General features: G+C 63.5%; 26 protein-coding genes. 14 read left to right on the top strand and 12 right to left on the bottom strand.

From position 1 onward, the window contains the following. Window positions 1-76: 76 nt before the first annotated feature. Window positions 77-1,450, top strand: coding sequence for a PLP-dependent aminotransferase family protein (locus tag A2I95_RS11205; protein ID WP_291729838.1), 1,374 nt, complete (start codon window positions 77-79; stop codon window positions 1,448-1,450). A 242-nt stretch (window positions 1,451-1,692) separates the two neighbouring features. After that, complete coding sequence (locus tag A2I95_RS11200; protein ID WP_291729837.1) at window positions 1,693-3,291, top strand: 2-isopropylmalate synthase; 1,599 nt, start codon at window positions 1,693-1,695, stop codon at window positions 3,289-3,291. Between the two features lie 99 nt (window positions 3,292-3,390). Here A2I95_RS11200 and A2I95_RS11195 read toward each other — a convergent pair whose 3' ends face one another. Then, window positions 3,391-4,185: a 23S rRNA (adenine(2030)-N(6))-methyltransferase RlmJ gene (locus A2I95_RS11195; protein WP_291729836.1), complete on the bottom strand. Its 795-nt coding sequence runs from the start codon at window positions 4,183-4,185 to the stop codon at window positions 3,391-3,393. A 120-nt stretch (window positions 4,186-4,305) separates the two neighbouring features. On the opposite strand from A2I95_RS11195, the gene A2I95_RS11190 reads away from it, so the two are divergent. The 7 genes from A2I95_RS11190 (at window position 4,306) to A2I95_RS11160 (ending at window position 11,941) form a co-directional block, all read left to right on the top strand. After that, window positions 4,306-5,088: a hypothetical protein gene (locus tag A2I95_RS11190; RefSeq protein WP_291729835.1), complete on the top strand. Its 783-nt coding sequence runs from the start codon at window positions 4,306-4,308 to the stop codon at window positions 5,086-5,088. 219 nt (window positions 5,089-5,307) lie between these two features. Beyond that, the gene (locus tag A2I95_RS11185) at window positions 5,308-6,354 is read left to right on the top strand and encodes a rod shape-determining protein (protein ID WP_027257685.1); all 1,047 of its coding nucleotides are present in this window, start codon (window positions 5,308-5,310) and stop codon (window positions 6,352-6,354) included. A 65-nt stretch (window positions 6,355-6,419) separates the two neighbouring features. Next, on the top strand, window positions 6,420-7,361 hold the full coding sequence (gene mreC / locus A2I95_RS11180; RefSeq protein ID WP_291729834.1) for a rod shape-determining protein MreC: 942 nt from the start codon (window positions 6,420-6,422) through the stop codon (window positions 7,359-7,361). Continuing rightward, a complete protein-coding gene (locus A2I95_RS11175) occupies window positions 7,354-7,893 on the top strand; it encodes a rod shape-determining protein MreD (RefSeq protein WP_291729833.1) in 540 nt (179 codons plus the stop codon). Before mreC ends, A2I95_RS11175 begins: the two co-directional genes overlap by 8 nt. Then, complete coding sequence (gene mrdA / locus A2I95_RS11170) at window positions 7,890-9,836, top strand: penicillin-binding protein 2 (RefSeq protein WP_291729832.1); 1,947 nt, start codon at window positions 7,890-7,892, stop codon at window positions 9,834-9,836. The genes A2I95_RS11175 and mrdA overlap by 4 nt, the downstream gene beginning before the upstream one ends. Continuing rightward, on the top strand, window positions 9,833-10,984 hold the full coding sequence (gene rodA / locus A2I95_RS11165) for a rod shape-determining protein RodA (RefSeq protein ID WP_291729831.1): 1,152 nt from the start codon (window positions 9,833-9,835) through the stop codon (window positions 10,982-10,984). Before mrdA ends, rodA begins: the two co-directional genes overlap by 4 nt. Before the next feature lie 24 nt (window positions 10,985-11,008). After that, window positions 11,009-11,941 (top strand): glyoxylate/hydroxypyruvate reductase A, encoded by a 933-nt coding sequence (locus tag A2I95_RS11160; RefSeq protein WP_291729830.1) that lies wholly within the window; start codon window positions 11,009-11,011, stop codon window positions 11,939-11,941. A gap of 127 nt (window positions 11,942-12,068) precedes the next feature. Here A2I95_RS11160 and A2I95_RS11155 read toward each other — a convergent pair whose 3' ends face one another. Then, window positions 12,069-14,084 carry a M3 family metallopeptidase gene (locus A2I95_RS11155; RefSeq protein WP_291729829.1) on the bottom strand — a complete coding sequence of 672 codons (2,016 nt, stop codon included), beginning with the start codon at window positions 14,082-14,084 and terminating at the stop codon, window positions 12,069-12,071. Window positions 14,085-14,297: 213 nt separating this feature from the next. On the opposite strand from A2I95_RS11155, the gene A2I95_RS11150 reads away from it, so the two are divergent. Next, window positions 14,298-14,423 (top strand): hypothetical protein, encoded by a 126-nt coding sequence (locus A2I95_RS11150; protein WP_291729828.1) that lies wholly within the window; start codon window positions 14,298-14,300, stop codon window positions 14,421-14,423. An 18-nt stretch (window positions 14,424-14,441) separates the two neighbouring features. Here A2I95_RS11150 and A2I95_RS11145 read toward each other — a convergent pair whose 3' ends face one another. From A2I95_RS11145 to A2I95_RS11120, 6 genes are all read right to left on the bottom strand, one after another. Next, window positions 14,442-14,792, bottom strand: coding sequence for a hypothetical protein (locus A2I95_RS11145; protein ID WP_291729827.1), 351 nt, complete (start codon window positions 14,790-14,792; stop codon window positions 14,442-14,444). A 12-nt stretch (window positions 14,793-14,804) separates the two neighbouring features. Beyond that, on the bottom strand, window positions 14,805-15,854 hold the full coding sequence (locus A2I95_RS11140) for a HesA/MoeB/ThiF family protein (RefSeq protein WP_291729826.1): 1,050 nt from the start codon (window positions 15,852-15,854) through the stop codon (window positions 14,805-14,807). Next, on the bottom strand, window positions 15,854-16,309 hold the full coding sequence (dut, locus tag A2I95_RS11135) for a dUTP diphosphatase (protein ID WP_291729825.1): 456 nt from the start codon (window positions 16,307-16,309) through the stop codon (window positions 15,854-15,856). The genes A2I95_RS11140 and dut overlap by 1 nt, the downstream gene beginning before the upstream one ends. Window positions 16,310-16,347: 38 nt before the next feature. Then, complete coding sequence (gene coaBC / locus A2I95_RS11130) at window positions 16,348-17,544, bottom strand: bifunctional phosphopantothenoylcysteine decarboxylase/phosphopantothenate--cysteine ligase CoaBC (RefSeq protein ID WP_291729824.1); 1,197 nt, start codon at window positions 17,542-17,544, stop codon at window positions 16,348-16,350. 219 nt (window positions 17,545-17,763) lie between these two features. After that, window positions 17,764-18,579: a ChaN family lipoprotein gene (locus A2I95_RS11125; RefSeq protein WP_291729823.1), complete on the bottom strand. Its 816-nt coding sequence runs from the start codon at window positions 18,577-18,579 to the stop codon at window positions 17,764-17,766. A gap of 17 nt (window positions 18,580-18,596) precedes the next feature. After that, the gene (locus A2I95_RS11120) at window positions 18,597-19,475 is read right to left on the bottom strand and encodes an RNA polymerase factor sigma-32 (RefSeq protein ID WP_291729822.1); all 879 of its coding nucleotides are present in this window, start codon (window positions 19,473-19,475) and stop codon (window positions 18,597-18,599) included. Window positions 19,476-19,755: 280 nt separating this feature from the next. On the opposite strand from A2I95_RS11120, the gene cobU reads away from it, so the two are divergent. The 4 genes from cobU (at window position 19,756) to A2I95_RS11100 (ending at window position 23,217) form a co-directional block, all read left to right on the top strand. Further along, the gene (gene cobU / locus A2I95_RS11115) at window positions 19,756-20,274 is read left to right on the top strand and encodes a bifunctional adenosylcobinamide kinase/adenosylcobinamide-phosphate guanylyltransferase (RefSeq protein WP_291729821.1); all 519 of its coding nucleotides are present in this window, start codon (window positions 19,756-19,758) and stop codon (window positions 20,272-20,274) included. Continuing rightward, entirely contained in the window at window positions 20,271-20,852 is a 582-nt protein-coding gene (locus A2I95_RS11110) for a histidine phosphatase family protein (RefSeq protein WP_291729820.1), read from the top strand. Before cobU ends, A2I95_RS11110 begins: the two co-directional genes overlap by 4 nt. 58 nt (window positions 20,853-20,910) lie before the next feature. Next, entirely contained in the window at window positions 20,911-21,594 is a 684-nt protein-coding gene (locus A2I95_RS11105) for a glutathione S-transferase (RefSeq protein ID WP_291729819.1), read from the top strand. A 114-nt stretch (window positions 21,595-21,708) separates the two neighbouring features. Continuing rightward, complete coding sequence (locus tag A2I95_RS11100) at window positions 21,709-23,217, top strand: YifB family Mg chelatase-like AAA ATPase (RefSeq protein ID WP_291729894.1); 1,509 nt, start codon at window positions 21,709-21,711, stop codon at window positions 23,215-23,217. Here the strand turns inward: A2I95_RS11100 and A2I95_RS11095 are convergent. From A2I95_RS11095 to rsmI, 4 genes are all read right to left on the bottom strand, one after another. Further along, a complete protein-coding gene (locus tag A2I95_RS11095; protein WP_291729818.1) occupies window positions 23,206-24,114 on the bottom strand; it encodes an alpha/beta hydrolase fold domain-containing protein in 909 nt (302 codons plus the stop codon). The two genes, A2I95_RS11100 and A2I95_RS11095, sit on opposite strands and share 12 nt — an antisense overlap. Next, window positions 24,114-25,049, bottom strand: coding sequence for a glutathione synthase (gene gshB / locus A2I95_RS11090; protein WP_291729817.1), 936 nt, complete (start codon window positions 25,047-25,049; stop codon window positions 24,114-24,116). The genes A2I95_RS11095 and gshB overlap by 1 nt, the downstream gene beginning before the upstream one ends. A 71-nt stretch (window positions 25,050-25,120) precedes the next feature. Continuing rightward, entirely contained in the window at window positions 25,121-25,495 is a 375-nt protein-coding gene (locus A2I95_RS11085) for a YraN family protein (protein WP_291729816.1), read from the bottom strand. A 3-nt stretch (window positions 25,496-25,498) separates the two neighbouring features. After that, the gene (gene rsmI, locus A2I95_RS11080) at window positions 25,499-26,356 is read right to left on the bottom strand and encodes a 16S rRNA (cytidine(1402)-2'-O)-methyltransferase (RefSeq protein ID WP_291729815.1); all 858 of its coding nucleotides are present in this window, start codon (window positions 26,354-26,356) and stop codon (window positions 25,499-25,501) included. Window positions 26,357-26,408: the final 52 nt, after the last annotated feature.

Below are 26,408 nucleotides of genomic sequence, written 5' to 3'. Positions count from 1 at the left end.
ATTGTCCTTCCGGAACATCTATGTGCAAACTGGACTGCAATTAACTTCCAGTTTCTGATAAAAAGAGCAGTCCGCAATGATTGACCTGTCCGGCATGGTCTCTGGCACAAGCACGGAGCCGCTGTATCAGCAGATCGTCACGGCGCTGCGCCGCCGGATCAGTGAAGGCAGCCTGGCTATCGGCACCCGGCTGCCCGCGTCCCGGGCGCTGGCGCAGGATCTGGGGGTGGCACGGTCCACTGTGGTGACGGCCTATGACCAGCTGGTGGCCGAAGGTTTCGCCGAACCCCGGCGCGGAGCGGGTATCTTTGTCTGCGATGTGGCACCGATCCGCCCGCCGGCGGCTCCATCCCGGCCTCTGCCGGCAGTATCACCGCCAGCCCCGGGGATGCTGCTGCCCGGCGCGCCGGATCCGGCGGTGTTTCCGGCCCGGCCCTGGGCGCGCTGTGTTTCACGTGTGGCAAGGATGGATCCGCTGAGCCTCAGCCACCAGGAAGATGCCTTTGGCGATCCTGAGCTGCGGCGCGAGATCGCCGCCTATGCAGCCCGCTGGCGCGGCATCGAATGCAGCGCCGAGCAGGTTCTGGTCACCAGCGGCGCCCGCGAAGCGCTGGAACTGGCAATGGATTTTCTGGTCGGCGGCGAGGATATTGCACTGGAAGCGCCTGGCTTCACACCCACCCAGCGGTTTGCAGTGTCGCGCGGCTGGGACGTACGCTGGCTGCGGGCCGGGGCACGCGGGGCAGAAGTGCCGCCGCAAATGGCCAAGGTCACGCTGCTGACCCCGTCGCACCAGTTCCCGCTCGGCGGCACCCTTCCCGTTCCCCAGCGGCAGGCCTTTCTGCAAGCGGCCAAGGACCGGGACGGCTGGATCATCGAAGACGATTTCGACAGCGAGTTCCGCTATGCCGGGCAGCCGGTTCCCGCCATGGCCGCGCTCGACCGCGAGGGCCGCTGCATCTATGCGGGCACATTCTCCAAGACGTTTTCCCACGCACTGCGGCTGGGATATGCGATCCTGCCGCCCGCGCTGGTGCCGCGGTTCCGCGCCCTGTTCATCCACCCCAGTGCAGGCGCCGCCATCACCGCGCAGCGGCCCCTGGCCGAATTCATGGCCTCGGGGCAGTACGACCGCCACATCCGCCGGGCCCGCAGGCTCTATGCCGACCGTTATGCGGCGGCGGCGGAGGCTCTGGCAGCATGGCCGGAACGGCTGGGTTTTTTCCGCCGTCACAATGCGGGTATGCAGATTGCCTTTCATCTGGCAGACGAACAATGCGACATGCGGATCTGCCGCGATGCAGCCAAAGCCGGCTACGCCGTCCGGCCTTTGTCGCCGCATGATCCGGTCAAGCAATCCCCGGGGCTGCTGATCGGATTTTGCCAAAGCCGCCCGGATGCGTTACCGGGCCAGATTGCCGGGCTGCGCCGGATCGTGGAGGAATACTGAAATTCTCCGCCTATGGGCTTTTCATTTACAATTGCCTCTGTATAAATCCTCGGTATGAGCATTTGCGCAGATATCCCCCTTGCCGCCACCGCATCCCGCGGTGCCGCTCTGCGCGCCCTACTGATCCTAGCCCGCCTCTGAGCGTGCCCTTCCGGCGCGCCCGCTCAGAGGATTGCCGCACGCGCGCCATAGAAGGCTATTGATGCCCCAAAGGGCCTAGGACAGAGACAAGAGATACCGATATGACCAACAATTCCCCGGCTGCCGGCCCGAATTCCGGCGACAAATCCCGTGTTGTGATTTTTGACACGACCCTGCGCGACGGCGAGCAAAGCCCCGGCGCCACCATGACCCATGACGAGAAGCTGGAGATTGCCGGACTTCTGGACGATATGGGTGTGGACATCATCGAGGCCGGCTTCCCGATTGCGTCTGAGGGCGACTTTCGCGCGGTTTCCGAGATTGCGGAACGCTCGAAGAATTCGGTGATCTGCGGCCTGGCACGCGCCAGCCTCAAGGACATCGACCGCTGCGCCGAAGCAGTGCGCAAGGCCGCGCAGCCGCGCATTCACACCTTTATCGGCACCTCGGCCCTGCACCGCGCCATCCCGAACCTGACCATGGACGAGATGGCCGACAAGATCCATGAAACGGTCACCCATGCCCGCAATCTGGTGGACAATGTGCAGTGGTCGCCAATGGATGCGACCCGGACCGAGTGGGACTACCTGTGCCGGGTGATCGAGATCGCGATCAGGGCCGGCGCCACCACTATCAACATCCCCGACACCGTGGGTTACACCGCGCCTGCGGAAAGCGCGGACCTGATCAAGCGCCTGATCGAGACCGTGCCGGGCGCGGATGAGGTGGTCTTTGCCACCCATTGCCACAACGACCTTGGCATGGCGACCGCCAACGCGCTGGCTGCGGTTGCGGGCGGCGCGCGTCAGATCGAATGCACCATCAACGGCCTCGGCGAGCGTGCCGGCAACACCGCGCTGGAAGAAGTGGTGATGGCGCTGAAGACACGCAATGACATCATGCCGTGGCACACCGGCATCGACACCACCAAGATCATGCATATCTCGCGCCGGGTCTCGACCGTCTCCGGCTTTGTGGTACAGCCGAACAAGGCGATCGTCGGCAAAAACGCCTTTGCCCATGAAAGCGGCATCCACCAGGACGGGATGCTGAAGAACCGCGAAAACTTCGAGATTATGCGCCCCGAGGATGTGGGTCTCTCCGGCACCTCGCTGCCGCTCGGCAAACACTCGGGCCGTGCTGCGCTGCGCGACAAGCTGGAACACCTTGGCTATGAGGTTGGCGACAACCAGCTGAAGGACGTTTTTGTCCGCTTCAAAGAGCTGGCCGACCGAAAGAAAGAGGTGTTTGACGACGACCTCATTGCGCTGATGCGCACCGGAGTGGACGCTGAGAACGACTACCTGAAAGTGGTCTCGATGAAGGTCGTCTGCGGCACCGGCGGCCCGGCGGAAGCCACCCTTGAGATGGAGATCGATGGCAAGGACGTCACCGAGACCGCCGAGGGCGACGGCCCGGTTGATGCGACCTTCAAGGCGATCCGCATGATCCATCCGAACTCTGCCCGGCTGCAGCTGTATCAGGTGCATGCAGTGACCGAAGGCACCGATGCGCAGGCAACTGTGTCGGTGCGGCTGGAGGAAGACGGCATCATCGCCACCGGCGAAAGCGCCAATACAGATACGGTGGTGGCATCGGCCAAGGCCTATGTGAACGCGCTGAACCGGCTGATCGTGCGCCGCGGCCGCGTCGGCGAAGGCGCCGATGCACGCGAGATTTCCTATAAGGACCTGGCCTGATCAAAGGCCGGTCAGACAGAACGAACAAAGGGCGCCCGCTGCGGCGCCCTTTGTTGTTCAATGCGAAACCTCCGGCCGGACAGAGCGGGCGGTGCGCGGTTATTTGCGGGAAATCCCCTCGAACAGCGCCGACAGCCGGGCAGTTTCTTCTTCGATGCCAAAGGGAGCATTGACCACAAACATGCCGCTTCCGATCATCCGGTGCCCTTCACGGACCGGCGGAAAGGAGACCTCGTGGCGCAATGCCCCGGGCAGGTCTTGCGCCTCCAGCGCCTTGAGCATCTGCGTATGGGAGCCGTCCTTGAGGATCGGATACCACAAGGCGATGATCCCCACATTCCACTTCTTGTGCAGCTGGCCGATGATGCCGGGGATGCGGGCATAGTCGGTTTTAATCTCGTAACTGGGGTCAATCAGCATAAGGCCCCGGCGGGGTGTTGGCGGCGCCAGTGACATGGCAAGCTCAAACCCGTCCTGCTGATGCACCTTGGCCCGCCAGGGCCTCAGCGCGGCGCGCAGGGCGGCGCATTCCTGCGGGTGCAGCTCGGCAAAATGCATCGCGTCGCCCGAGCGCAGCAAAGACGCAGCAACCAGCGGCGACCCCGGATAGGCGGTCTCTCCGTGCTGTTTGCGCGTTTCGGCAAGGGCCTGGTGCAGCGGGTGATCCGCAGCCAGGCTCTGGTCCGCCAGAACACGGGTGATGCCTTGTTCCGCCTCGCCGGTTTTGACCGCCTCAGCCGCGTCCAGCTGGTAGAGGCCCCGTCCGGCATGGGTCTCGATATAGCTGAGCGGTTTGTCCTTGCGGGTGAGGTAGGCCAGCATCCAGGCAAGCAGTGCGTGCTTCTGGACATCGGCCAGGTTCCCGGCATGGTATATGTGCTGATAGGAGAGCATAAGCCCCCTCTAGCGGCAATTGCCGGAAGGCGGAAGGGGCAGCGCACACCGGGTAAACGGAATCTCAACCTCAACACGGCAGACTGCAGCCAGTCGAGACACCGCAGAATGCAGGTCCCTATGCCCCTCAGAACGAGCGCCGTTGCCCTCTTCCTTACACTTCTGGCTATGCTGCTGTGCGCCGCGGCAGCGGTCAGCGCGCAGGGCTATTCGCTGGTCGGCAGCCAGTTCTTCCTGCACAAAGCCTCTGCCCCGCAACCCGGTTCTGCGCCAGGCCCGGCGCCGCAGGCAATTGCCAGCCTGCTGCCTGATACCCTGCCCGGAGCCGGCACCGGGCGCGGTGCGGTGTCGCTGGACCCGGGTGCCGCCAGCCTGTTCCGCGGCCGCAGCGGCGGCAGCCTGTTTGCCCCGCTCCTCAGCGCGCCGCCAAGCGTAAGCCGCCTGCTGTCGCTGATCGCCAGCGCCGAGGCAGGCAAGGCAAACTATGATGCTGTGCAGCACGGCGCCAAACGCAAGCCGCCGAAGAAACCCACGCAGATGACCGTTACCGAGATCAACGCCTGGATCAATGCAACGCCAGGACAGCCCCACGCCATCGGGCGCTATCAGCTGATCCCCGCAACCTTCCGGCGGCTGGTCAAGCATCAGGGTGTGAAACCGCAGGCCCGCTTCTCGCCCGAGCTGCAGGATCAGCTGGCGCATCAGCTGATCGAAGAGGCCGGCTACAGCGCCTTCCTGCAGGCTGAGATGCCGCGCAAGACCTTCATGCTGAACCTGGCCAAGATCTGGGCCGGGCTGCCGACGTCCAGCGGGAAGTCCTATTACGAGGGCTATGCCGGCAACAGCGCCAGCCTGACCTGGTCGCATTTTGATGCTGAAATGAAGCGGATTTTCTCCAGTTGACCTGGGCCCGCTGCTGCCGGCCCAGGCGGGGTTCTGCGCCAGTCCCGGCCTTCCCGCTTGGACAGAGCGGGTAATGACGCCGTGGACTTGGCGGAAAGGCGCTGTTTCACCATAATACGCCCTTTCGCGGCACTGCACTGCCGCTTATAAGGTTGGTGCTGGCGGCCCCTCCGGGAGTCGCCTAAGGTATAATGGCAGCACTCACAGGATCCCTTCTATATGGCGCTTTTCGGAAACTTGGGCGGTCTGTTCTCTTCGGACATGGCCATCGACCTCGGCACTGCGAACACGCTGGTTTACGTCAAGGGCCGCGGTGTCATCCTTTCCGAACCGTCAGTGGTGGCCTATCACGTCAAGGATGGCGTCAAGAAAGTGCTGGCCGTGGGCGAGGATGCCAAACTGATGCTGGGCCGCACCCCCGGCTCAATCGAAGCGATCCGGCCGATGCGCGAAGGCGTGATTGCCGATTTCGACACCGCCGAAGAAATGATCAAGCACTTCATCCGCAAGGTGCATAAACGCTCGACCTTCTCCAAGCCCAAGATCATCGTCTGCGTGCCGCATGGCGCCACCCCGGTAGAAAAACGCGCGATCCGCCAGTCGGTGCTGTCCGCAGGCGCCCGCCGCGCCGGGCTGATTGCCGAACCGATTGCCGCCGCCATCGGCGCCGGCATGCCGATCACCGACCCGACTGGCAACATGGTTGTCGACATCGGCGGCGGCACCACCGAGGTGGCCGTTCTGTCGCTGGGCGACATTGTTTACGCGCGCTCGGTCCGCGTCGGCGGCGACCGTATGGACGAGGCGATCATCAGCTACCTGCGCCGCCAGCAGAACCTGCTGGTGGGTGAAGCTACCGCTGAACGCATCAAAACCTCCATCGGCACCGCCCGGATGCCCGACGATGGCCGCGGCCAGTCGATGCAGATCCGCGGCCGCGACCTGCTGAATGGCGTGCCGAAGGAAATCGAGATTTCCCAGGCCCAGGTGGCCGAAGCGCTGGCCGAGCCGGTGCAGCAGATCTGCGAAGCGGTGATGACCGCGCTGGAAACCACGCCGCCGGACCTGGCCGCCGACATCGTCGACCGCGGCGTGATGCTCACCGGCGGCGGCGCGCTGTTGGGTGATCTGGACCTGGCCCTGCGCGAACAGACCGGCCTGGCCGTATCCATCGCTGACGAAAGTCTCAACTGCGTGGCGCTGGGAACCGGCAAGGCGCTTGAATACGAAAAGCAGCTGGCCCACGCCATCGACTACGACAGCTGAACGCCCCTGACCGCCGGAACGGCGCCAGCTGACAGGATGCTGGAGGGGCGGCTGGAAGGAGAGACGTGGCAAAGGACAAGTCACAGCGCGACGAGTATGCAACCCCGCTGCGGCGTCTGCTGACAGCGGTGCTTTGCCTGTGCCTGGCTGCAGTGTTTATCGTCTGGCGGATCGACAGCCCAAGAGTGGAACGGTTCCGCGCCCAGGTGGCGGACAAGGTGGTGCCCAGCATGGACTGGGCCATGGTGCCAGTCACTGCCGCTGTCAACCTGGTGCGCGATTTCCAAAGCTATCAGCGGCTGGCCGAGCAGAATCGCGAACTGCGCAGCGAGCTGCGGCAGATGCGGGCCTGGAAAGAGGCGGCGCTGCAGCTGGAACAGGAAAACGCCCGGCTGCTGGATTTCAACAACGTGCGGCTGGACCCGCAGCTCACCTATATCACCGGGGTGGTGATGGCCGACAGCGGCTCCCCCTTCCGTCAGTCTGTGCTTCTGAATGTGGGCAGCCGCGACGGGGTGCATGACGGCTGGGCGGCGATGGACGGGATCGGGCTGGTGGGCCGGATTTCCGGCACCGGGCGCGACACTGCACGCGTGATTCTGCTGACCGATGCCGCCAGCGCCGTTCCAGCAACCATTCAACCCTCCGGACAGACCTCGCTGGTCACCGGTGACAACAGCGCCGCACCAGTGCTGAGTTTTCTGGAAAACCCTGATCTGGTGCGGCCCGGCGACCGGGTGATCTCCTCCGGCGATGGATCAGTGTTTCCGGCGGGCCTGCTGATCGGCCAGGTGGCCAAGGACCGCTCGGGCCGGATGCGGGTGCGGCTGTCCGCCGATTACAGCCGGCTGGAGTTTCTGCGGGTGCTGCGCCACCACGGCACCGAGGTGATCCAGGATCCCGGCGGGCTGGTGGGCGCCGCCCCGGGTGATCCGGTTCCGCAGCCGCGGCCAGATGGGCTGGGAGACGGCAGCGTTGAGGGCACTGCTGAGGTCGGCAATGGCTAATACCTCGCCCGCCCGGATCTGGACTATGCGCGCAGCCTTTCCCGCACTGGCGCTGCTGATCATGTTCTTCCACCTGCTGCCCTTGGACACTGAACCGCGGTTTTGGGCACCGCCGGATTTCCTGCTGCTGCTGGCCATGACCTGGTCGATGCGCCGCCCCGACTTTGTGCCTGCGCTGTCGATTGCGCTGGTCATGCTGCTGGCCGATCTGCTGTTTCAGCGCCCGCCTGGATTGCTGGCCTTGCTGACGGTGCTGGCCTGCGAGTTCCTGAAGGCGCGTGCGGCCCCGCACCGGGAAAGCACATTCGCCAGCGAGTGGCTGGCAGCCGGCGTGACCCTGATCGGGATTGCCGCATTGAACCGGCTGGTTCTTGTGATGTTTGGCGTGGAGCAAGCGCCGCTTAGCCTGACCGTGATCCAGATTGTGGTGACCATTGCCGCCTATCCGCTGGCAGTTTGGGTCAGCCAGGCTATTCTGGGCGTGCGCAAATTGTCCCCTTCCGAGGCCGAAACTCTGATGAGCCGCCGATGAAACGCAATTCCAAGGACCTGGACGCCTCTCATGGCAAGATGACCCGGCGGGCACTGCTGCTGGGCGGTCTGCAGCTGGCCTTTGCCGGCGGTCTGGCAGCAAGGATGCGCTTTCTGCAAGTGGATCAAGCGGATGAGTTCCGACTGCTGGCCGAAGAGAACCGGATCAACATCCGCCTGCTGCCGCCTGCCCGCGGTCAGATATTCGACCGCAACGGGCTGATCATTGCGCAGAACTCGCCGTCCTACCGGATTACTGTGGTGCCCGAGGACGCCGGCGACGTCGAGGCGGTGATCGACAAGCTGTCGAGCCTGCTGCCGCTGGACCCGGAAGACCTGGAACGCGCCCGCACCGAGATGCGCCGCTCGCCGCCGTTCCTGCCGATCACGCTGGCCGACCGGATCGGCTGGGAGGATATCTCCAAGGTGGCGGTGAACGCCCCGGCCCTGCCTGGCATCACACCGGAGGTGGGCCTGACACGGGTCTATCCGCAGTTGGGCGATTTTGCCCATGTGGTGGGCTATGTCGGCCCGGTCTCCGATTACGACCTCAGCAAGATGGAAGACCCCGAGCCGGTGCTGCTGATCCCGCGCTTCCAGATCGGCAAGGTCGGGTTCGAGGCCAAGCGCGAGGACGTGCTGCGCGGCAAGGCCGGCGCCAAGCGGGTCGAGGTCAACGCCACCGGCCGGGTGATGCGCGAGCTGGACCGGCGCGAGGGTATTTCCGGCGCTGATATGCAGTTGACCACCGACGCGGAGCTGCAGAATTACGTCCAGGCGCGGCTGGGCCGCGAAAGCGCCGCTGCGGTGGTAATCGACTGCGAAGACGGCGACATCCGCGCGATCTGCTCTTCGCCCAGTTTTGACCCCAACCTGTTTGTGCGCGGGATCTCAGTCGCTGACTACCGGATGCTGACCGAAGATAACTACCGCCCGCTTTCCAACAAAACCGTGCAGGGCACCTACCCGCCCGGCTCCACCTTCAAGATGATCACTGCGCTGGCGGCGCTGGAACAAGGCGTGATCGGGCCGGAGGAAACTGTGTGGTGCCCGGGCCATCTGAAGGTTGCGGGCCGCCGGTTCCACTGCTGGAAGCGGGCGGGCCACGGGCATGTGGACCTCAACACCTCGCTGAAACGGTCCTGCGATGTCTATTACTACGACGTGGCGATCAAGACCGGGATCGACAATATCTCAGCCATGGCCAACAAATTCGGCCTCGGCATCAAGCATGACCTGCCAATGTCGGCGGTGGCCCAGGGGATCACCCCGACCAAGGAATGGAAAGCCCGCTCATATGGCAAGGACTGGCTGATCGGCGATACCGCGAACTCCTCGATCGGCCAGGGCTTCACGCTCGCCTCTCCGCTGCAGCTGGCGGTGATGACCGCGCGGATCGCCACCGGGCGCAGTGTAACGCCGCGACTGCTGAAATCGCTGGACGGGGTGGAACTGCCCAGCGGCGCGGGCGATCCTTTGGATGTCAGCGAAAACAGCCTGCGCATGGTGCGGCGCGGCATGTATTCGGTCAGCAACGACCGCCGGGGCACCGGCTACCGGTCCCGTATCATCGCTGACAACATACGGATGGCCGGCAAGAGCGGCACCAGCCAGGTGCGCAACATCACCGCCGCCGAACGGGCAGCCGGAGTGATCCGCAACGAGGATCTGCCCTGGGACCGGCGCGACCATGCGCTGTACGTGTGTTTTGCCCCCTATGATAACCCGAAGTACGCGGTTGCCGTGGTGGTTGAACATGGCGGCGGCGGCTCCAGAGCGGCGGCGCCGATTGCCCGCGACGTGCTGCTGCAGGCGCTTTACAATGGCACCCCGCCGCTGGAGGCCTACCCCAAAGGGGACCGCAGCCGCATCAAGGCGCAGCAGGAGCGGCTGGAGCGCGAGCGCGTCAAGCGTCCCCTGGGCAGCAGGAGCAGCAAGGCATGAGCTATCTTGAGTATCACGCCAAATCGACACCCTCCGGCCTGCGCAAAATACTGTATTTGAACTGGGGGCTGACGCTGCTGCTGATCACGGTCTCCAGCGTCGGCTTCCTGATGCTCTATTCGGTGGCCGGCGGCTCATTCAGCCCCTGGGTCGAACCGCAGGTCAAACGCTTTGCCCTGGGCCTGGGTGTCATGTTTGTGGTGGCGATGATCCCGATCTGGTTCTGGCGCAATGTCTCGGTGCTGGCCTATCTTGGCTCCCTGGCGCTGCTGGTCGCGGTGGAGCTGTTCGGCACCGTGGGCATGGGTGCGCAGCGCTGGATCGACATCGGTTTCATGCGGCTGCAGCCCTCGGAGGTGACCAAGATCGCCCTGGTGATGCTGCTGGCCGCCTATTACGACTGGCTGCCTGCCGAGAAGACCTCGCGGCCCTTGTGGGTTCTGCTGCCTGTGTTTCTGATCCTGCTGCCGACGGCGCTGGTGCTGAAACAGCCGGACCTTGGCACCTCGATCCTGCTGATGGCCGCGGGCGGCGGGGTGATGTTCCTTGCGGGCGTGCATTGGGCTTATTTCGTGGCGGTGATTGCTGCCGGCGTGGGGCTGGTCAGCGCGGTGTTCCAAAGCCGCGGCACCGACTGGCAGTTGTTGAAGGACTACCAGTTCCGCCGCATCGACACTTTTATGGACCCCTCGCAGGATCCCTTAGGCGCGGGCTATCACATCACCCAGTCGCAGATTGCGCTAGGATCCGGCGGCTGGTCCGGGCGGGGTTTCATGCAGGGCACGCAATCGCGGCTGAACTTCCTGCCGGAAAAACACACCGACTTTATATTTACCACCCTGGCGGAGGAGTTCGGCTTCATCGGCGGTGTTACCCTTCTGTTCATTTACATGCTGATCATCCTGTTCTGCATTGCCTCGGCGATTGCCGCCAAAGACCGGTTTTCTTCGCTGGTGATCCTGGGCATTGCCATCACCTTCTTCCTGTTCTTTGCCGTCAACATGTCGATGGTGATGGGGCTGGCACCAGTGGTCGGCGTGCCGCTGCCGATGGTCTCATACGGCGGCTCGGCAATGCTTGTGCTGCTCGGGGCCTTCGGCATTGTGCAAAGCGCCCATATCCACCGCCCGCGCCAATCGTCACGATAAGAATTAAGACGCAAGGGAGTTTCCATGACCGCAAATATCCTGTTTGCAGGCCGCCCCGATGGCTGGCCCGCCTATGAGCCGCTCTTGAAGGCAGAGCTTGCCCGGCTGGGCGTAGATGCCGATCTGCGCAATGACTTCGCTCCGGAAGACGTGGATTACATCGTCTATGCCCCCAGCGGCCCGATCAGTGATTTCACGCCGTTCACCAGACTGAAAGCTGTACTGAGCATGTGGGCCGGCGTTGAAAAGATTGTGCCAAACAAGTCGCTGACGGTGCCGCTCACCCGGATGGTGGATACCGGGCTGGAACAAGGCATGACCGAATGGGTGGTTGGCCACACTCTGCGCTATCACTTGGGAATGGATGCGCATATCCACGGGCAAAACGGCCACTGGGAGCCGCAGGCGCCGCCATTGGCCAGGGACCGCTGCGTGACGGTGCTGGGCCTGGGGGCGCTGGGAACAGCCTCGGCCAGGGCGCTGGCTGCGCTCGGGTTCCAGGTCTCAGGCTGGAGCCGGAGCCAAAAGGAAATCAACGGCGTCACCTGCCATGCCGGAGCCGACGGGCTGAAGGCGGCGCTGGCGCAGGCGGACATTGTGATCCTGCTGCTGCCGGACACCCCCGCCACCGAAAACACGCTGAATGCAGAGACCCTAGCCATGCTGCCCAAGGGGGCAAAGATCATCAACCCGGGCCGCGGACCGCTGATAGATGATGACGCCCTGCTGGCAGCACTCGGCAGCGGCCGGATCGGGCATGCGACATTAGATGTGTTCCGCGTTGAGCCGCTGCCGCCGGAACATCCCTATTGGGCGCATCCGAATGTGACAGTGACGCCGCATATCGCATCGGAAACCCGCGAAAGCACCGCTGCCGAGGTGATCGCTGAAAACATCCGCCGCAATGAGGCAGGCGAGCCGCTGTTGCATCTGGTGGACCGCAGTCTCGGGTACTAGGGGCGTTGCCCCTCGCGCCTGCGGCGCTCACCCCAAGGTATTGATGACCAGAAAGAAGCCAAAGGCCCTTCTGCTTCTTTCTGGTCTTATATACCCAATGCCAATGCCGCGCCCAACGGAACGCCTGTTATTCCGCAGCCAGCCCGCGGCCTTTCAGCAGCGCTTCCACCCCCGGCAAACGGCCGCGGAAGGCAGTGTAGAGGTCTGCCGGATCGACAGATCCGCCGGTTGAGAGGATGTGCTCTTCCAGGGCTTTGGCGCGTTCCGCATCAAAGGCGCCGCCGGCTTCTTCAAAGGCTGCAAAGGCGTCGGCATCCATCACCTCGGACCACATGTAGCTGTAGTAGCCTGAGGAATAGCCATCGCCGGCAAAGACATGAGCGAAATGCGGGGTGGCGTGGCGCATGGTGATGGCACGGGGCATGCCGATGGTTTCGAGCACTTCGGCCTGTTTCGCCATCGGATCGGTCGGCGCCGCGCCATCGTGGAACGCAAGATCCACCAGTGCTGAGGCCACATATTCCACCGTCTGGAAGCCCATGTCGAAATTGGATGCACCCAGCACCTTCTCCAGCATCTCCTGCGGCATCGGTTCGCCGGTTTCCGCGTGGGTGGCATACTCCTGCAGCACCTCCGGCACTTCCAGCCAGTGTTCATAAAGCTGGCTGGGCAGTTCCACAAAGTCGCGCGCGACCGAGGTGCCGGAGATGCTTTCATAGGTCACATCCGACAGCATCTGATGCAACGCGTGGCCGAACTCGTGGAACAGGGTGCGGGCATCATCCCAGGACAGCAGCGCGGGATCGCCCTTGGCGAAGTTGCAGACGTTGATCACCACCGGCGCCTGCACCTCGGGGAACTTGGCCTGCTGCCGCATTGCCGAACACCAGGCGCCGGAGCGTTTCGAGCCGCGGGCAAAATAGTCGCCAATGAAGACCGCGATATGTTCGCCGTTGCGGGTCACTTCCCAGGCGCGGCAATCCGGGTGGTAGAGCGGTACATCCAGCGGTGCAAACTCCAATCCGAACAGGCGGTTTGCGCAGACGAAGCTGGCTTCGATCATCCGGTCAAGCTGCAGGTAAGGTTTCAGCGCCGCCTCATCCAGGTCATGCTCGGCCTTGCGGCGCTTTGCGGCGTAGTAGCGCCAGTCCCAGGGCTCCAGATCGCCATTGATACCGTCCGCCTGCATCATCGCGGTCAGCACCTTTGCGTCGGCCTCTGCGCGGGACTTGGCCGGGCCCCAAACATCCATCAGCAGCCCGCGCACCGCGTCCGGCGTCTTGGCCATTTCTGTTTCCAGCTTGTAGGCCGCAAAATTTTCATAACCCAATAGCTGCGCACGCTCCTCGCGCAGCTGCAGAGTTTCCGCTGCGATGGCCCGGTTGTCTGTCCTGCCGCCACCCGCACCGCGGGCGGCCCAGGCGTTAAAGGCCTTCTCGCGCAGATCCCGGCGCGGGGAGAACTGCAGAAACGGCGTTATCAAGGACCGCGAGAGTGTCACCACCGGGCCGTCTTTGCCCATTTCTTCGCCGGCGGCACGGGCGGCACTGATCACGAATTCCGGCAAGCCTTCCAGATCGTCTTCGGACAGCTCCATGAACCAGTCCCGCTCATCCGCCAGCAGGTTCTGGGTGAACTCTGTGCCAAGAGTGGCCAGCCGTCCTTTGATCTCTTGCATCCGATTATCGGCTCCGCCTTCCAGTGCTGCGCCGCCGCGGACAAAGCCGCGGTGGGTCAGCATCAGGACGCGCTGCTGCTCCTGCGTCAGATCCAGCGCCTCGCGCTGATCCCAGACCGCCTTGACCCGTGCATACAGCGCCTTGTTGGCGGTGATCGCCGAGAAATGCGCGGCAAGTTTGGGCGAGAACGCCCGCTGCAGCTCTTCGCGCTTGGGGTTGCTGTCGGCACCGGCCACGGTAAAGAACACGCCCAGCACCTGCTCCAGCTCACGGCAGGGGGTTTCCAGCGCCTCGATCACATTAGCAAAACCAGGCGCCTCGCTGCTGTTTGCGATGGTGTCGATCTGTGCGGTGTGCGCCGCAAGAGCTTGCTCCAGCGCAGGGGCAAAATCGTCGTCAGAGATGCTATTGAACGGGGCAATTTCAAACGGCGTTTCCCAGCGGGACAGAAGCGGATTGGACATATACGGGTCTCCTTTGCTGGGAACGCTAACGGGAAAACCGGAGGGCTGCAATTGGGCTTGCAATGGCTGGGCACACACCCGCAGCGGGACCCAGTGCAGGCGCAGATGCCGAATATGTCCGGCATGATTGCATGCCAGGCGCTGGCCTGCCGCAGGGCAGGCCGTGGCGCAGTAGATGATCGGCCAGCTGCAGGTCACTCACTATGCCGAGCGTTGGCCCCCCGCCGTTCGCTGGCGCTCTTGATGGAGGCGGCAGAGCTGATGGAGACCTTATTCCGCCTGTCTGCCGGTCTGGAAGGCAGCGACGATCTGATTGCCGGTCTGAACCGGTTGCTCTGACCTTGTGGCGCAGGCGGGTCAGCCGCCCGCGCCATCGCCTTTGGTCAGCGCCGCTGGCACAATGCGGATCGGCACATCCGCGATATTGGCCGCCCGGGCGATGCGCCACTCGAAACGGCCCATTCGGCTATCGGTATCGATAAGAACCACCACCGGCTCCTTGCCGGTGATCTCTGCCGCGAACAACGCCTGCTGAATGCTGTCCAGGCTGCTGCGCTTGTCGAGACCGAACTCAATAACCCGGTTACTATTCTCGCAATCTGTGCGGATCGACGCCGCACCGCCGGGATAGGTGAACTGATGCACTGTTTCCGGCTGGCCGCCGAACAAGGCGCCGCAGAGCAGCGAAATGAAATAGGCTTCGTTCACAGGGAGGTCCCGTCAGGAGTGTCCGGCGCTGCCGCAGACCGGACAATCCGGCCGCCTGGCCATGCGGATCTTGCGGGTTTCGCCATAAAGCCCGTCGTAGATCAGCATCTCGCCTTGCAGAGCCGCACCGGCACCAGTGATCTTCTTGACCGCCTCCATCGCCATCATTGACCCGACAACACCGGGCAGCGGACCGATCACCCCGGCCTCTGAGCAACTGGGGGCAAGCCCGGGCGCAGGCGTCTCGGGGAAAATGCACTGATAGCAGGGTCCGCCTTGGGCCGGGTGAAAGACGCTCAGCTGTCCTTCCCATTGCGACAGCGCGCCAGAGATCAGCGGCTTGCGCAGCGCCACTGCGGTACGGTTGGCGAGGTAACGGGTTTCGAAATTGTCGGTGCCGTCCAGGATCAGATCATACTCCGCGAACAGTTCCTCCGCGACCTCTTCCGTCAGGCGGCGGCTGAAAGGGCGCACCTCGACGTAAGGGTTCTGTGCCTGCATCGCGGCCTGAGCCGAAAACACCTTGGGCTTGCCGATGTCTGCATCCCGGTGGATCACCTGACGCTGCAGATTGGCATTGTCGACCACATCGTCGTCGATCACCCCGATGGTGCCCACCCCCGCGGCGGCCAGATATTGCAGCGCAGGCGCACCAAGGCCGCCAGCGCCAATCACCAGTACCTTGGCCTGCTTCAGCTTCTTCTGTCCCGGCCCGCCCAGTTCCCGCAGGACAATATGACGGGCATAGCGGTCAAGCTCGCTTTCGGTGAAGGTGCTGGCAGGCTGGCTCATCTTCGTTTCCTGAGGCTGGGCGCGGGTCTTCAGGCCGGCCACGATACGCGCATAGAGGCCAGCCACAATGGCAAAACCGCCCAACAGAAGCCAAGGCGCTGCCGAGCCCCCGGTGCCTTCCCGCAAGGCGTGCCCGTCCGGCAGGGTCAGCTGAGCTGCCAGCACTGCCGCAAACAGCACTGCCAGCAAACCAAAACGCAGATTGCGCGGCAGGCCAAGGAATCGCCCGCCCCACCAGATCAGCGCCGCCAGGATCAGAATGCGCAGCATCAGCCGCGCCCGGTCGAACCAAAGCCGCCGTCGCCGCGGGTGGTGCCGGAGAGCGTCTCCGCTAGCTCAAACCGGGCTTGCAGCACTGGCGCCACAACCATCTGCGCGATGCGTTCGCCATGGCGGATTTCAAAGGGCGCCTGCCCCGCATTCAAGAGAATCACCCCTAGCGGCCCGCGGTAGTCGCAGTCGATTGTGCCAGGCGTGTTGGGCAGAGTGATCCCGTGCTTCAGGGCAAGCCCCGAGCGCGGGCGGATCTGCACCTCGTAACCTGCAGGAATTTCGATGCGCAGCCCGGTTGGCACCAGCACCCGCGTCCCCGGTTCAAGCGTCAGTGTGCCCCCGCCCGGCAGATTGGCGCGAAGGTCCGCGCCCGCAGCGCCTGCGGTCTCATATGCGGGCAGCGGCACATCCCGGTCCGCATCTTCGTTGTGGATCACACGGATTGTTACCATCCCCGCCCCCTGCTTCTCTTTTGTTCAAATACTCAAATTCACCCGGCCAGCGCCGCAGCGATCCGCGCAGCCAGCTTGCGGGCGACGTCATCCTTGCCCATCCGCGGCCACTCCTCGGCGCCGTCATCAGAGATCAGGACCACGGCGTTTTCGCTGCCGCCCATGATGCCGGTTGCGGGCGAAACATCATTTGCAACAATCCAATCGCAGCCCTTGCGCTTGCGCTTGGCGGTGGCGTTTTCCACCACGTCGTTGGTCTCGGCGGCAAAGCCGACCACCAGGGGCGGACGGCCCTTGGTCATCTGGGACACAGTCTTCAGAATGTCGGGGTTTTCTGCAAATTCCAGCACCGGCAGCCCGTCCTTGGACTTCTTCAACTTGCGGTCCGAGGCGCTGGCGACCCGCCAGTCCGCCACCGCGGCGGCAAATACGCCGGCATCGGCTGGCAAAGCCGCCTGCACTGCCGCCTCCATCTCGCGGGCGCTTTCCACCGGCACCACTTGCACGCCCTCAGGCGGGCGCACCGCCGCCGGGCCCGTGATGAACACCACTTCCGCGCCAGCTTCGCGCAGAGCACGGGCCACCGCCGCCCCCTGCGCCCCTGAGGAGCGGTTGGCTATATAGCGCACCGGGTCGATCGGCTCATGCGTCGGGCCGGAGGTCACCAGGATGCGTTTGCCTTTCAATGGCCCATCCGAAAGCTTGGCGGTGATCGCAGTCAGGATCTCATCCGGTTCCGCCATCCGGCCCGGGCCGAATTCACCGCAGGCCATGCTGCCGTCATTCGGACCCGCGAAAGACACCCCATCCTCCTTCAGAATCGCGATGTTGCGTTGTGTCGCCGGATGCTCCCACATCCGCACATTCATGGCAGGCGCCAGCAGTACCGGGGTGTCGGTGGCCAGCAGCAGGGTCGAGGCAAGATCGTTTGCCAGACCCTGCGCCATCTTGGCCATCAGATCCGCCGTGGCCGGTGCCGCCACCAAGAGGTCGGCGCTGCGCGAAAGCTGGATGTGGCCCATCTCGGCCTCGGACGTCAGATCGAACAACTCCTGATGCACAGCGGTTCCGGCGAGTGCCGAGACCGACAGGGGCGTTACAAATTCCGCGCCGGACTTGGTCAGAACCGGGGTCACGCGCGCACCCTTGTCCTGCAAGCGGCGGATCAGCTCCAGCGACTTATAGGCCGCGATGCCGCCGCTGATAATCAGAAGAATATGTCTGCCAGCCAGCATTTGTCCGCCCTTGTCCCGTTTCCCGCGACCTTACTGCGCTGCGGCGAAAGTGTGAAACGGTTTTCCAAGCGGGGGAAGGCCGAAGCCAAAGCAAAGGCTCCCGCCACCGCGCGGCACGGACCCGCGGCCCCTGCCCCTGGCGAAGTTGGGCCGGGCGCCGTGCTGCGCACGGCGCGGTACCGTTTCCAAACAGACCGGCCCTGTACTGCGCAGAGACTTTCAGCCGCCGCTTTGGAAGGCCAGGCAGGGATCCGGACGGCTGGCCGCGCCCGCGTCAAGCAGCAGATCAAATGTCCCGCTGATCTGCCCGCCCTCGGACTGGCCCAAGCTGCGGATCTGCACCGCGGGACGGGCCCTGGCCAAATAGACCGCCAGCCCGCGGTCGGTGCGGGCATGGCCATTGCCGGTGATCACGGCCACGGGGCCGCCGGTTTCCGCAAGCGCGGTATCCGCAGCCTTTGCCAGGGCGGCGTCCCGCAGGCGTTGGAAGTCCACCAGGACAGGCAGCATCTCCACCGGCATCGCATTGCAGTGATTGACCTGCTGGTCCGCCTCGCGCGCGGCCTGTTCCGCCTCCGGCAGCGGCTGATCAAGGCCAAAGCGGGCCGCGTCTTCAGTCCCGAAATAGGCAGCCGCACCGCGTTCCAAAGCTTCCGCAGCCTCTGCCCGTGGCACCTGTGCACCATACTGGCGGGCATTGGCAGCAGCTGCAAACACCGGCGCATACAGGCTGAAGTCCGGCCAGCCGGAATTCAGCCAATCCAGCTGTTGTGCCGTCAGCGAAGCGTTCGCCAGCGTTTCAGGATCCAGTGCAGCTGCCTGCTCGGCAGTGATCATCTCCCAGACCACCGCCTTTGGCTGCAGCTCTGCCAGCAGCATTGCCTGCCGCTGGTGATGCACAGAATTGTCATGCACCTCCCCGAGAACCGCAACATCCGCTCCGCTTAGAAACCGGGCCGCCGCGGGCAGGTCGCCGGCCCGGGCGCCAGACATGCTAAGCGCCGCCAGACCGGCGGCGCTTAGCATGATTTTCATGAAGTTGATCTGCTTTCTCATGAAAGCAATCTGTGCACCTCGCGCGACTGGCCTTCAAGGCATTTGCGCATTTTCTGGAACGCCCCGGCCTCCAGCTGGCGGACCCGTTCCTTGGAAAGCCCCAGTTCGGTTCCCAGACTTTCCAAAGTGCGCGGGCGTTCGCGCAGCTTGCGTTCTGTGATGATAAAGCGCTCACGGTCATTCAACGCCTGCAACGCAGATACCAGCCATTTGCGCAGCTGGCGGCGGTCGTGCCGCTCCTGCACCAGTTCATCGGCCTGAGACGTGTCATCTTCCAGAGCGTCGATCCACTCGCGGCCCTCTTCATCGGTGGACTGCACGGCGTTGAGCGAAAAGTCGGCACCGGACAGGCGCCCCTCCATCATCTCAACATCGCGCAGCGGCACCCCGATCTCAGTCGCAATCTTCTGATGCAACTGATGCCGGTCCAGCCGCGCGCCCGAGGCACGCGCCTCGCGCTCCAGCTGCGCCTGCACCCGGCGCATGTTGAAGAACAGCGATTTCTGCGACGACGTAGAACCTGTGCGCACCATCGACCAGTTGCGCATGACGTAGTCCTGGATCGATGCTTTGATCCACCAGACTGCATAGGTCGAGAACCGCACCCCCCGGTCCGGGTCGAATTTGTCGGCTGCCTTCATCAGGCCCAGGCCCGCCTCTTGGATCAGATCGTTCATCGGCGCCCCGTACCGCTTGAACTTGGCCGCCATGGAAATCGCCAGGCGCATATACGCATTGATGAGCCGGTGCAGCGACTTCACATCGCGGTCATCGCGCCACGCATAGGCCAGACGCCGTTCAGTTTCGGCATCCAAAAGCTCTGCCTTCATTGCCTGCCGCGGCAATGGGTTTTCGAATGTGGAATCTAGTGCCATTTTATTTCCCCCCGGAAACTAATTAACAAACTGCCGCCTTGGAGACGCGCATAGAACTAGAGTTGAGCCCGGGTCTTCTGTAGGCCGACAGTATCAGTGCACTGGATACGACTCTTGGCACATCCACAGGCCAAAAATGGAAAAGCAAAATGGTTTTTTGGCCCCTGTGCAGACTTTCCCGGCCTTAATAAGTGGAACCCCGGGATACTGCGGTCTCTTGTCTTAACCGGGCCCTGCGTTTACCCACAGGAACGGCTTCGTTCTTACAGGTTAGCAAAAAATGCCTGCAAATGTAACTTTTATTCTAGGGGGGGCGGCCTCTGGGAAGTCGGCCTTTGCCGAGCAGCTCTGCATAAACGCTGAAAAAGACAGGGTTTACTGGGCTACTGCACAAATTTTTGACAGTGAAATGCGCGAAAAAGTGTCCCGCCACCTCAAACAAAGAGGGCAAGGCTGGACAACTGTTGAGGAACCGGAAACGGCCAGCAGGGTTCTGGACGCGCTGACTGCGGGGCAAATCTGCCTGATGGACTGTGCCACCATGTGGCTGACCAACCATCTGCTGGCGGAACATGATCTGGAGCTTGCGCAAGGGGACTTGCTGGCAGCAATCGGCCGCTGCCGCGCGGATCTGGTGATCGTTTCCAACGAAACCGGTCTTGGCATCGTGCCTGAGAACAAGCTGGCCCGCCGCTTCCGCGAAGCGCAGGGACGGCTCAATATCGCATTGGCAGCGCGTGCAGAAACTGTTGTGCAAGTGACCGCCGGGCTGCCGCTGGTGCTGAAGGGGGCGTTATGACAGCCCGGCTTTTCCTGGTGCGGCACGGGCCGACACACGCCAAATGCATGGTTGGCTGGTCCGACTTGCCCGCGGATCTGTCTGACACCGCCGCGCTGAAACGCCTGTCGGATTACTTGCCGGCGGACGCGTTGATCGTGTCGTCCGATCTTTCCCGCGCAGTGGAAACCGCCAGCGCCATCCAAGGCAGCCGTCAGCGGATTCCCCATGCTGAGGCGCTGCGCGAGATCCATTTCGGCGCTTGGGAGCTAAGAACCTGGGCCGAAGTCGACGCCGAAGACCCGGACCGGATCCGGGCCTATTGGGAGACGCCGGGCGATGTAACGCCGCCGGGCGGCGAGAGCTGGAATCAGGCCTGCAACCGGGTGAACGCGGCAATTGACGGGCTGATCAACGCGAATCAGGGGCGCAACTTGATTGTCGTGGGGCATTTCGGTCAAATCCTGACCCAGATTCAGCGGGCAGAGCTGCTGACATCAGAAGAGGCTTTCAGCCATCGGATCGACAACCTGTCGGTAAGTGAAATCATTCTGGGATCTGCGGGCTGGCAGACGGGCTCAATCAATCATTGCCCGTGATCAACCCCATCAAAAACATTCCATTTCTAAATTAGATGCCACGCGTTAGCCTTTGCGCATGGCTTATGAAATTTATATCGGCGACCGCATGTTCTCCAGCTGGTCATTGCGCGGCTGGCTCATGCTCGAAAAATTCTCCCTTCCCCACACAGTGCATCTGGTGGGGCTGTACTCAGGAACCATGGCGAAAGAGATGGCGCATCTGGCCCCGGCACGGCTGGTGCCCGCGTTGCGCACGCCTGAAGGCACAGTTGTTGGCGAAAGCCTGGCGATAGCCGAGACACTGGCCGAACAGAACCCGGACGCCGGGCTTTGGCCCGCGGACCCGGCGCAGCGCGCCGCTGCACGCTGGCTGGCGGCAGAAATGGTTGCGGGCTTTAGCGCGCTGCGCGGCGAATGCCCGATGCAGCTGGCGCATATCTACGAAGGGTTTGAGACGTCCAGCGCGGTTCAGGCGGATCTGGACCGGATCGAAACGCTGTTTGCCCATGCGCGCCAGGTGTCCGGCCAGTCAGCGGGCTGTCTGTTCGGAGAATATTCGCTGGCGGATGTGTTCTATACCCCGGTTGCCGCACGCATCATCGGTTACGGGCTGCCGGTTTCTGCCGCCACGCGTGCCTATTGCAAGCTGCTGCTGTCCGACCCGGCAGTACTGCGCTGGCAAGAGCAGGCGCATGAGGTCAGCTATGACCCGGAGCCTTATGCGCGGGATCTGCCGCGGCGGCCCTGGTCCCTGGACTGAACCGGCGGCAAGCGCGAATTCTGCGTGAATTCGCCGGGCGGCACCACTGACGTTAACACTTCGGAAACCACGATCATCAAGCATTTCTCCCTGAACCAGAAGGGGCGGGAAGAAATGACGGCACGGTCGTACACAGTTGCCTTTCAAGGGGTTGAGGCCCGGCTGGTCGAGGTGCAATGCGCCGTCGCCCCCGGCCTGCCAGCCTTCTCGGTGGTCGGATTGCCGGACAAGGCCGTCTCCGAAGCCCGTGAACGGGTGCGGGCGGCCTTTGCGGCGATGTCGATCGCCCTGCCCTCCCGCCGGATCACCATCAACCTGTCACCCGCGGACCTGCCCAAGGAAGGCAGCCATTTCGACCTGCCGATTGCGCTGGCCTTGCTGGCAGCGATCGGAATCATCCCAGCGGAAAAGGCCGAAGAAACCATAGCCCTGGGTGAACTGTCGCTGGACGGCCAGCTGATGCCTGTCGCGGGCGCCCTGCCCGCAGCCGTTACCGCGGCTGAGGAAGGGCGCATGCTGCTCTGCCCGGAACCGTCCGGACCTGAGGCCGCTTGGGTCGATGCGGCACAGGTCATCGGTGCAGCCACGCTGACCGGTGTGGTCCAGCATTTCACCGGCCAGCGGCGCATTGAACCGTCCGCGCCGGGTGAAGCCCTCAGCGGGCTTGGCGGCAAGGACCTGCGTGACGTCAAAGGCCAGGAGCAAGCCAAGAGAGCGCTGGAGATTGCTGCCGCAGGACGTCACCACATGCTGATGATCGGCCCGCCCGGATCCGGCAAATCGATGCTGGCGGCACGGCTGCCATCGATCCTGCCGCCGCTGTCGCCTGCCGAGGCATTGGAAACGTCGATGATCCACTCCTTATGCGGGCTGATCGATGCGGGCGGGATCAGCCGGGCCCGCCCTTTCCGCGAACCGCACCACACCGCCTCCATGGCGGCGATTGCAGGCGGCGGACGGCGGGCGCAGCCGGGGGAAATCAGCCTGGCCCACAATGGCGTGCTGTTTCTTGATGAGCTGCCGGAATTCGGCCGCCCGGTTCTGGAAACCCTGCGCCAACCGCTTGAATCCGGAGAGGTGATGGTGGCACGTGCCAATGCCCATGTGAAATACCCCAGCCGTTTTATGCTGATCGCCGCTGCCAATCCCTGCAAATGCGGATATCTGGCTGATGCCAACCGGGCCTGTTCGCGGGCACCAATGTGCGGCGCGGATTATCTGGGGCGGATTTCCGGCCCGCTGCTGGACCGGTTCGATTTGCATCTGGACGTGCCGCCGGTGAATGTGTCCGACCTGGAATTGCCACCCTGTGCCGAAGGTTCGGCCCAGGTGGCGCAACGAATCGCAGTTGCACGGGAAACGCAGACGGAACGGTTCCGCAGCCATCCCGGCCTGCGCCAAAACGCAGACGCCGAAGGCGCTGTGCTGGAAGAGGTTGCGGCGCCGGGTGCCGAGAGCCGTGATCTTTTGCTGCGTGCCGCCGAACGGTTCGGCCTCAGCGCCCGCGGCTACCACCGGGTGCTGCGCGTTGCGCGCACCATTGCAGATCTGGCCTGCGAAGACCGGGTGCAACGCCAGCATTTCGCCGAGGCGCTGAGCTTCAGGCTGCCCTCAACCCGCTGAGCCGCCGTCGAAGGCGGAAACCGCAAAGGCAGCAGCTTCGTCCAATGCAGCCTGCCCTTCGGGCAGATGCCCTGCCATAAATTGCCAGACGTGCGGCACATCGCGCCAAAGGCTGAGCCGCACAGCGCCGCCTGCCTCCTCCAGTCGCTGCACCATACGCTGCGCATCTGACAGCAATACCTCGGTGTCTCCGGCCTGAATCAGCACCGGCGGCGGGTCCGGGAAGTCAGCGAACAACGGAGAGGCGCGGGCATCCGAAGGGTCTGCACCTGCCAAATACTGATCAACGGCTTCCTTCATTCGTCCTGCCGGGATGATCACGTCCCTGGAGCGGTTGACCTGAATACTTGCCCCGCTCAGCGTCAGATCGCACCAGGGGGAAAAGGCCACAAGGCCGGCCGGGCGTTCCCCTTCCCCCAGAAGAGCGGCGAGCAAGGCCAGCGCCATCCCGCCGCCGGCACTGTCGCCGGCAAGCAGGATATCGGCAGCGGCAAACCCCGACTGGCGCAGATGCTGCCAGGCGGCCAGGGCATCTTCGAACGCAGCCGGAAAAGGCGCGTCCTGCAGCAGCCGGTAATCGGGCACAGCAATTTCCAGCCCCGCTGCCAGGGATAGACGGGACAGCATCCCCTGGTAAGCACGGGCGCTGCCTGCCAGATAGGCGCCGCCATGCAGGAACAGAATGATCTTCCCACGGCGCGGCCTGCCCGCGGAAACCAGCGTGAGCGGCATCGGCGCAGGCCGCGGCAGCAGCCGGGTATAGGGCAGCGCCGGATAAAGGCGCGGTGCCATGATCTCAAAGACCTTGCGCGCCAGATCCGGGCTGCTGGTCATTTGCAGCGCCGGTTTCATGCCATAGCGCATCCATGTGTTCAGGGCCCGGCGCTGCCAGCTCATCAGTTGATCTTGGCTTCGATCGCCTGCCAGACCTTTTCGGCGATATTCACGCCATCAAACCGCTCCAGCTCCTGAATGCCGGTCGGCGAAGTCACGTTGATCTCGGTCAGGTAATCGCCGATCACGTCGATGCCGACAAAAATCTGCCCCTTTTCGCGCAGCAGCGGGCCGATGGCGGCGCAGATCTCCAGATCACGCTCCTTCAGCCCGATCTTCTCGGGGCGTCCGCCCACATGCATGTTGGAACGGGTTTCACCCGCCGCAGGCACCCGGTTGATGGCGCCGACCGGTTCGCCGTCAACCAGGATCACCCGTTTATCGCCATTGCTGACGTCGGGCAGAAACTTCTGCACGATCAGCGGCTCGCGGCTGAAACCGGTGAACAGTTCATGCAGCGAGGTGAGGTTGCGGTCATTGGCATCCAGCCGGAACACGCCGGCACCGCCGTTGCCGTAAAGCGGTTTCAAAATCACATCGCCATGCTTTTCCTTGAACGCCTTGATGGTCTGCAGATCGCGGGCAATGGTGGTCGGCGGGGTCAGGTCCGGGAAGGTCAGAACCAGCAGCTTTTCCGGGTAATTGCGCACCCAGAACGGATCATTCACCACCAGCGCCCGGCCCTTCAGCATGTCCAGCAAATGGGTCGAGGTGATGTAGTGCATGTCAAAAGGCGGGTCCTGGCGCAGCCAGATCACGTCGAAATCCTCCAGATCCACTTCGCGTTCTTCGCCCAGAACCGCCGGCGTCCCAGCCACACGCTGCACGGTCATGTCATGCCCGCGGGCCGTGATGCGGCCTTCCTGATAGGCCAGCTGATCGGGCGCGTAGTAGAACAGATCATGCCCGCGCGCCTGCGCCTCTTCGGCCAGGCGGAAGCTGCTGTCCGCGTTGATGTCCACGCCCATGACCGGGTCCATCTGAAAGGCGATTTTCATGGCAGTATCCCTTGTAAACTGGCCAGATACATGGCCCACCGCGCCCCAGGGTTCAATGGGGCAGGCCTGGTTCAGTCCAAACCGAAGGCGTTTTCGATGATCTCCACCGCGCCAGTGCCGTCCACCAGCGCGGCGTCGAACCGGACCGGGGTCAGTTGTCCCTGGGGTTCGTTTTCCAGGTATTGCCCGGCGCTGGCATAAATCCGTTCTGCCTGCCGGGGCGTGATGCGCAGAGCAGCAGCGGCGCTGGTGGCGCTGTGTTTCACTTCCACAAACACCAGTTCCTGCGGACCGCGCAGGATCAGGTCGATCTCGCCGCCCGCCCCCCGCCAGCGGCGTTCCGCAACAGCGTAGCCGCGGTTTTCATAGTGGCGTGCGACAATCTCTTCCGCCGCCTCTCCGGCAAGATGGGCACGGGCGCCGCGATGCTGGCGGGTGCTGGGCATTGTTCAGCCGCCCTTGGCCAGCTGCAGTGCCAGCTGGTAGATTTTGCGCCGCGGCAACCCGTGCATTTCAGCCACGATTCCGGCGGCGTCTTTGACCGAATTGCCCTGAAGTGCTGCGAGCAGGTCGCTTTCCAGATCGCCCTCGCTCACCTCAGGCTCCTGCGCCCGGTCAACCAGCAGCACGATCTCGCCCTTGACCGGTTTTTCCTCCAGCCCAGAGGCCAGATCTGTCAGCGGCGCACGGCGGACTTCTTCAAACTTCTTGGTCAGCTCGCGGCACATTGCAGCAGGACGGTTGCCCAGCACCAAAGCCATATCCGCCACCGAAGCAGCCACCCGTTTGGGAGATTCATAAAAGATAAGCGTGCCCGGAATTTCCCGCAGCTCCTCCAGCCGCTTGCGCCGGGCGCCGGAGGCATTGGGCAGGAAACCGGTAAAGAAGAACGCATCCGTGGGCAGCCCTGCCAGCGTCAGCGCCGTGGCCGCCGCCGAGGCGCCGGGCGCGCAAGTGACGGTATGGCCTGCCTCTGCCGCCGCCCGGCTGAGATCATAGCCAGGGTCGGCAATCAGCGGCATTCCGGCCTCAGAGGCATAGGCAACGGATTTCCCCTCTGCCACCGCCTCCAGCAGTTTACCACGTGCACCGGCGCCGCTGTGGTCGTGGTAAGCAATGATCCGCCGCCCGCTTAATGGAACACCGTGAATCTCCATCAGCTTGCGCAGCGAGCGTGTATCCTCAGCCGCAAGCACATCTGCCGAGGCCAGCACATCCAGCGCACGCAGGGTAATGTCGCGGGCGGTGCCAATGGGCGTGGCAACAAAGTAAAGCCCTGGGGCCAATATGACATTCTGGTGATTCAACGCTGGACCCGCCTTTTTGGTCGTTTATGATCCGCCCTTAAACCCACACGGC

Source organism: Leisingera sp. F5, from assembly GCF_001593695.1.
Note: the sequence above shows the minus strand (reverse complement) of the source record. Positions and strands in the feature narration are given on the sequence as shown.

Coding starts and splice junctions, on each gene's coding strand:
- A2I95_RS11205 (WP_291729838.1), top strand. CDS start 77: ATGATTGACCTGTCCGGCATGGTCTCTGGCACAAGCACGGAGCCGCTG.
- A2I95_RS11200 (WP_291729837.1), top strand. CDS start 1,693: ATGACCAACAATTCCCCGGCTGCCGGCCCGAATTCCGGCGACAAATCC.
- A2I95_RS11195 (WP_291729836.1), bottom strand. CDS start 4,185: ATGCTCTCCTATCAGCACATATACCATGCCGGGAACCTGGCCGATGTC.
- A2I95_RS11190 (WP_291729835.1), top strand. CDS start 4,306: ATGCCCCTCAGAACGAGCGCCGTTGCCCTCTTCCTTACACTTCTGGCT.
- A2I95_RS11185 (WP_027257685.1), top strand. CDS start 5,308: ATGGCGCTTTTCGGAAACTTGGGCGGTCTGTTCTCTTCGGACATGGCC.
- A2I95_RS11175 (WP_291729833.1), top strand. CDS start 7,354: ATGGCTAATACCTCGCCCGCCCGGATCTGGACTATGCGCGCAGCCTTT.
- mrdA (WP_291729832.1), top strand. CDS start 7,890: ATGAAACGCAATTCCAAGGACCTGGACGCCTCTCATGGCAAGATGACC.
- rodA (WP_291729831.1), top strand. CDS start 9,833: ATGAGCTATCTTGAGTATCACGCCAAATCGACACCCTCCGGCCTGCGC.
- A2I95_RS11160 (WP_291729830.1), top strand. CDS start 11,009: ATGACCGCAAATATCCTGTTTGCAGGCCGCCCCGATGGCTGGCCCGCC.
- A2I95_RS11155 (WP_291729829.1), bottom strand. CDS start 14,084: ATGTCCAATCCGCTTCTGTCCCGCTGGGAAACGCCGTTTGAAATTGCC.
- A2I95_RS11140 (WP_291729826.1), bottom strand. CDS start 15,854: ATGCTGCGCATTCTGATCCTGGCGGCGCTGATCTGGTGGGGCGGGCGA.
- dut (WP_291729825.1), bottom strand. CDS start 16,309: ATGGTAACAATCCGTGTGATCCACAACGAAGATGCGGACCGGGATGTG.
- coaBC (WP_291729824.1), bottom strand. CDS start 17,544: ATGCTGGCTGGCAGACATATTCTTCTGATTATCAGCGGCGGCATCGCG.
- A2I95_RS11125 (WP_291729823.1), bottom strand. CDS start 18,579: ATGAAAATCATGCTAAGCGCCGCCGGTCTGGCGGCGCTTAGCATGTCT.
- A2I95_RS11120 (WP_291729822.1), bottom strand. CDS start 19,475: ATGGCACTAGATTCCACATTCGAAAACCCATTGCCGCGGCAGGCAATG.
- cobU (WP_291729821.1), top strand. CDS start 19,756: ATGCCTGCAAATGTAACTTTTATTCTAGGGGGGGCGGCCTCTGGGAAG.
- A2I95_RS11110 (WP_291729820.1), top strand. CDS start 20,271: ATGACAGCCCGGCTTTTCCTGGTGCGGCACGGGCCGACACACGCCAAA.
- A2I95_RS11105 (WP_291729819.1), top strand. CDS start 20,911: ATGGCTTATGAAATTTATATCGGCGACCGCATGTTCTCCAGCTGGTCA.
- A2I95_RS11100 (WP_291729894.1), top strand. CDS start 21,709: ATGACGGCACGGTCGTACACAGTTGCCTTTCAAGGGGTTGAGGCCCGG.
- A2I95_RS11095 (WP_291729818.1), bottom strand. CDS start 24,114: ATGAGCTGGCAGCGCCGGGCCCTGAACACATGGATGCGCTATGGCATG.
- gshB (WP_291729817.1), bottom strand. CDS start 25,049: ATGAAAATCGCCTTTCAGATGGACCCGGTCATGGGCGTGGACATCAAC.
- A2I95_RS11085 (WP_291729816.1), bottom strand. CDS start 25,495: ATGCCCAGCACCCGCCAGCATCGCGGCGCCCGTGCCCATCTTGCCGGA.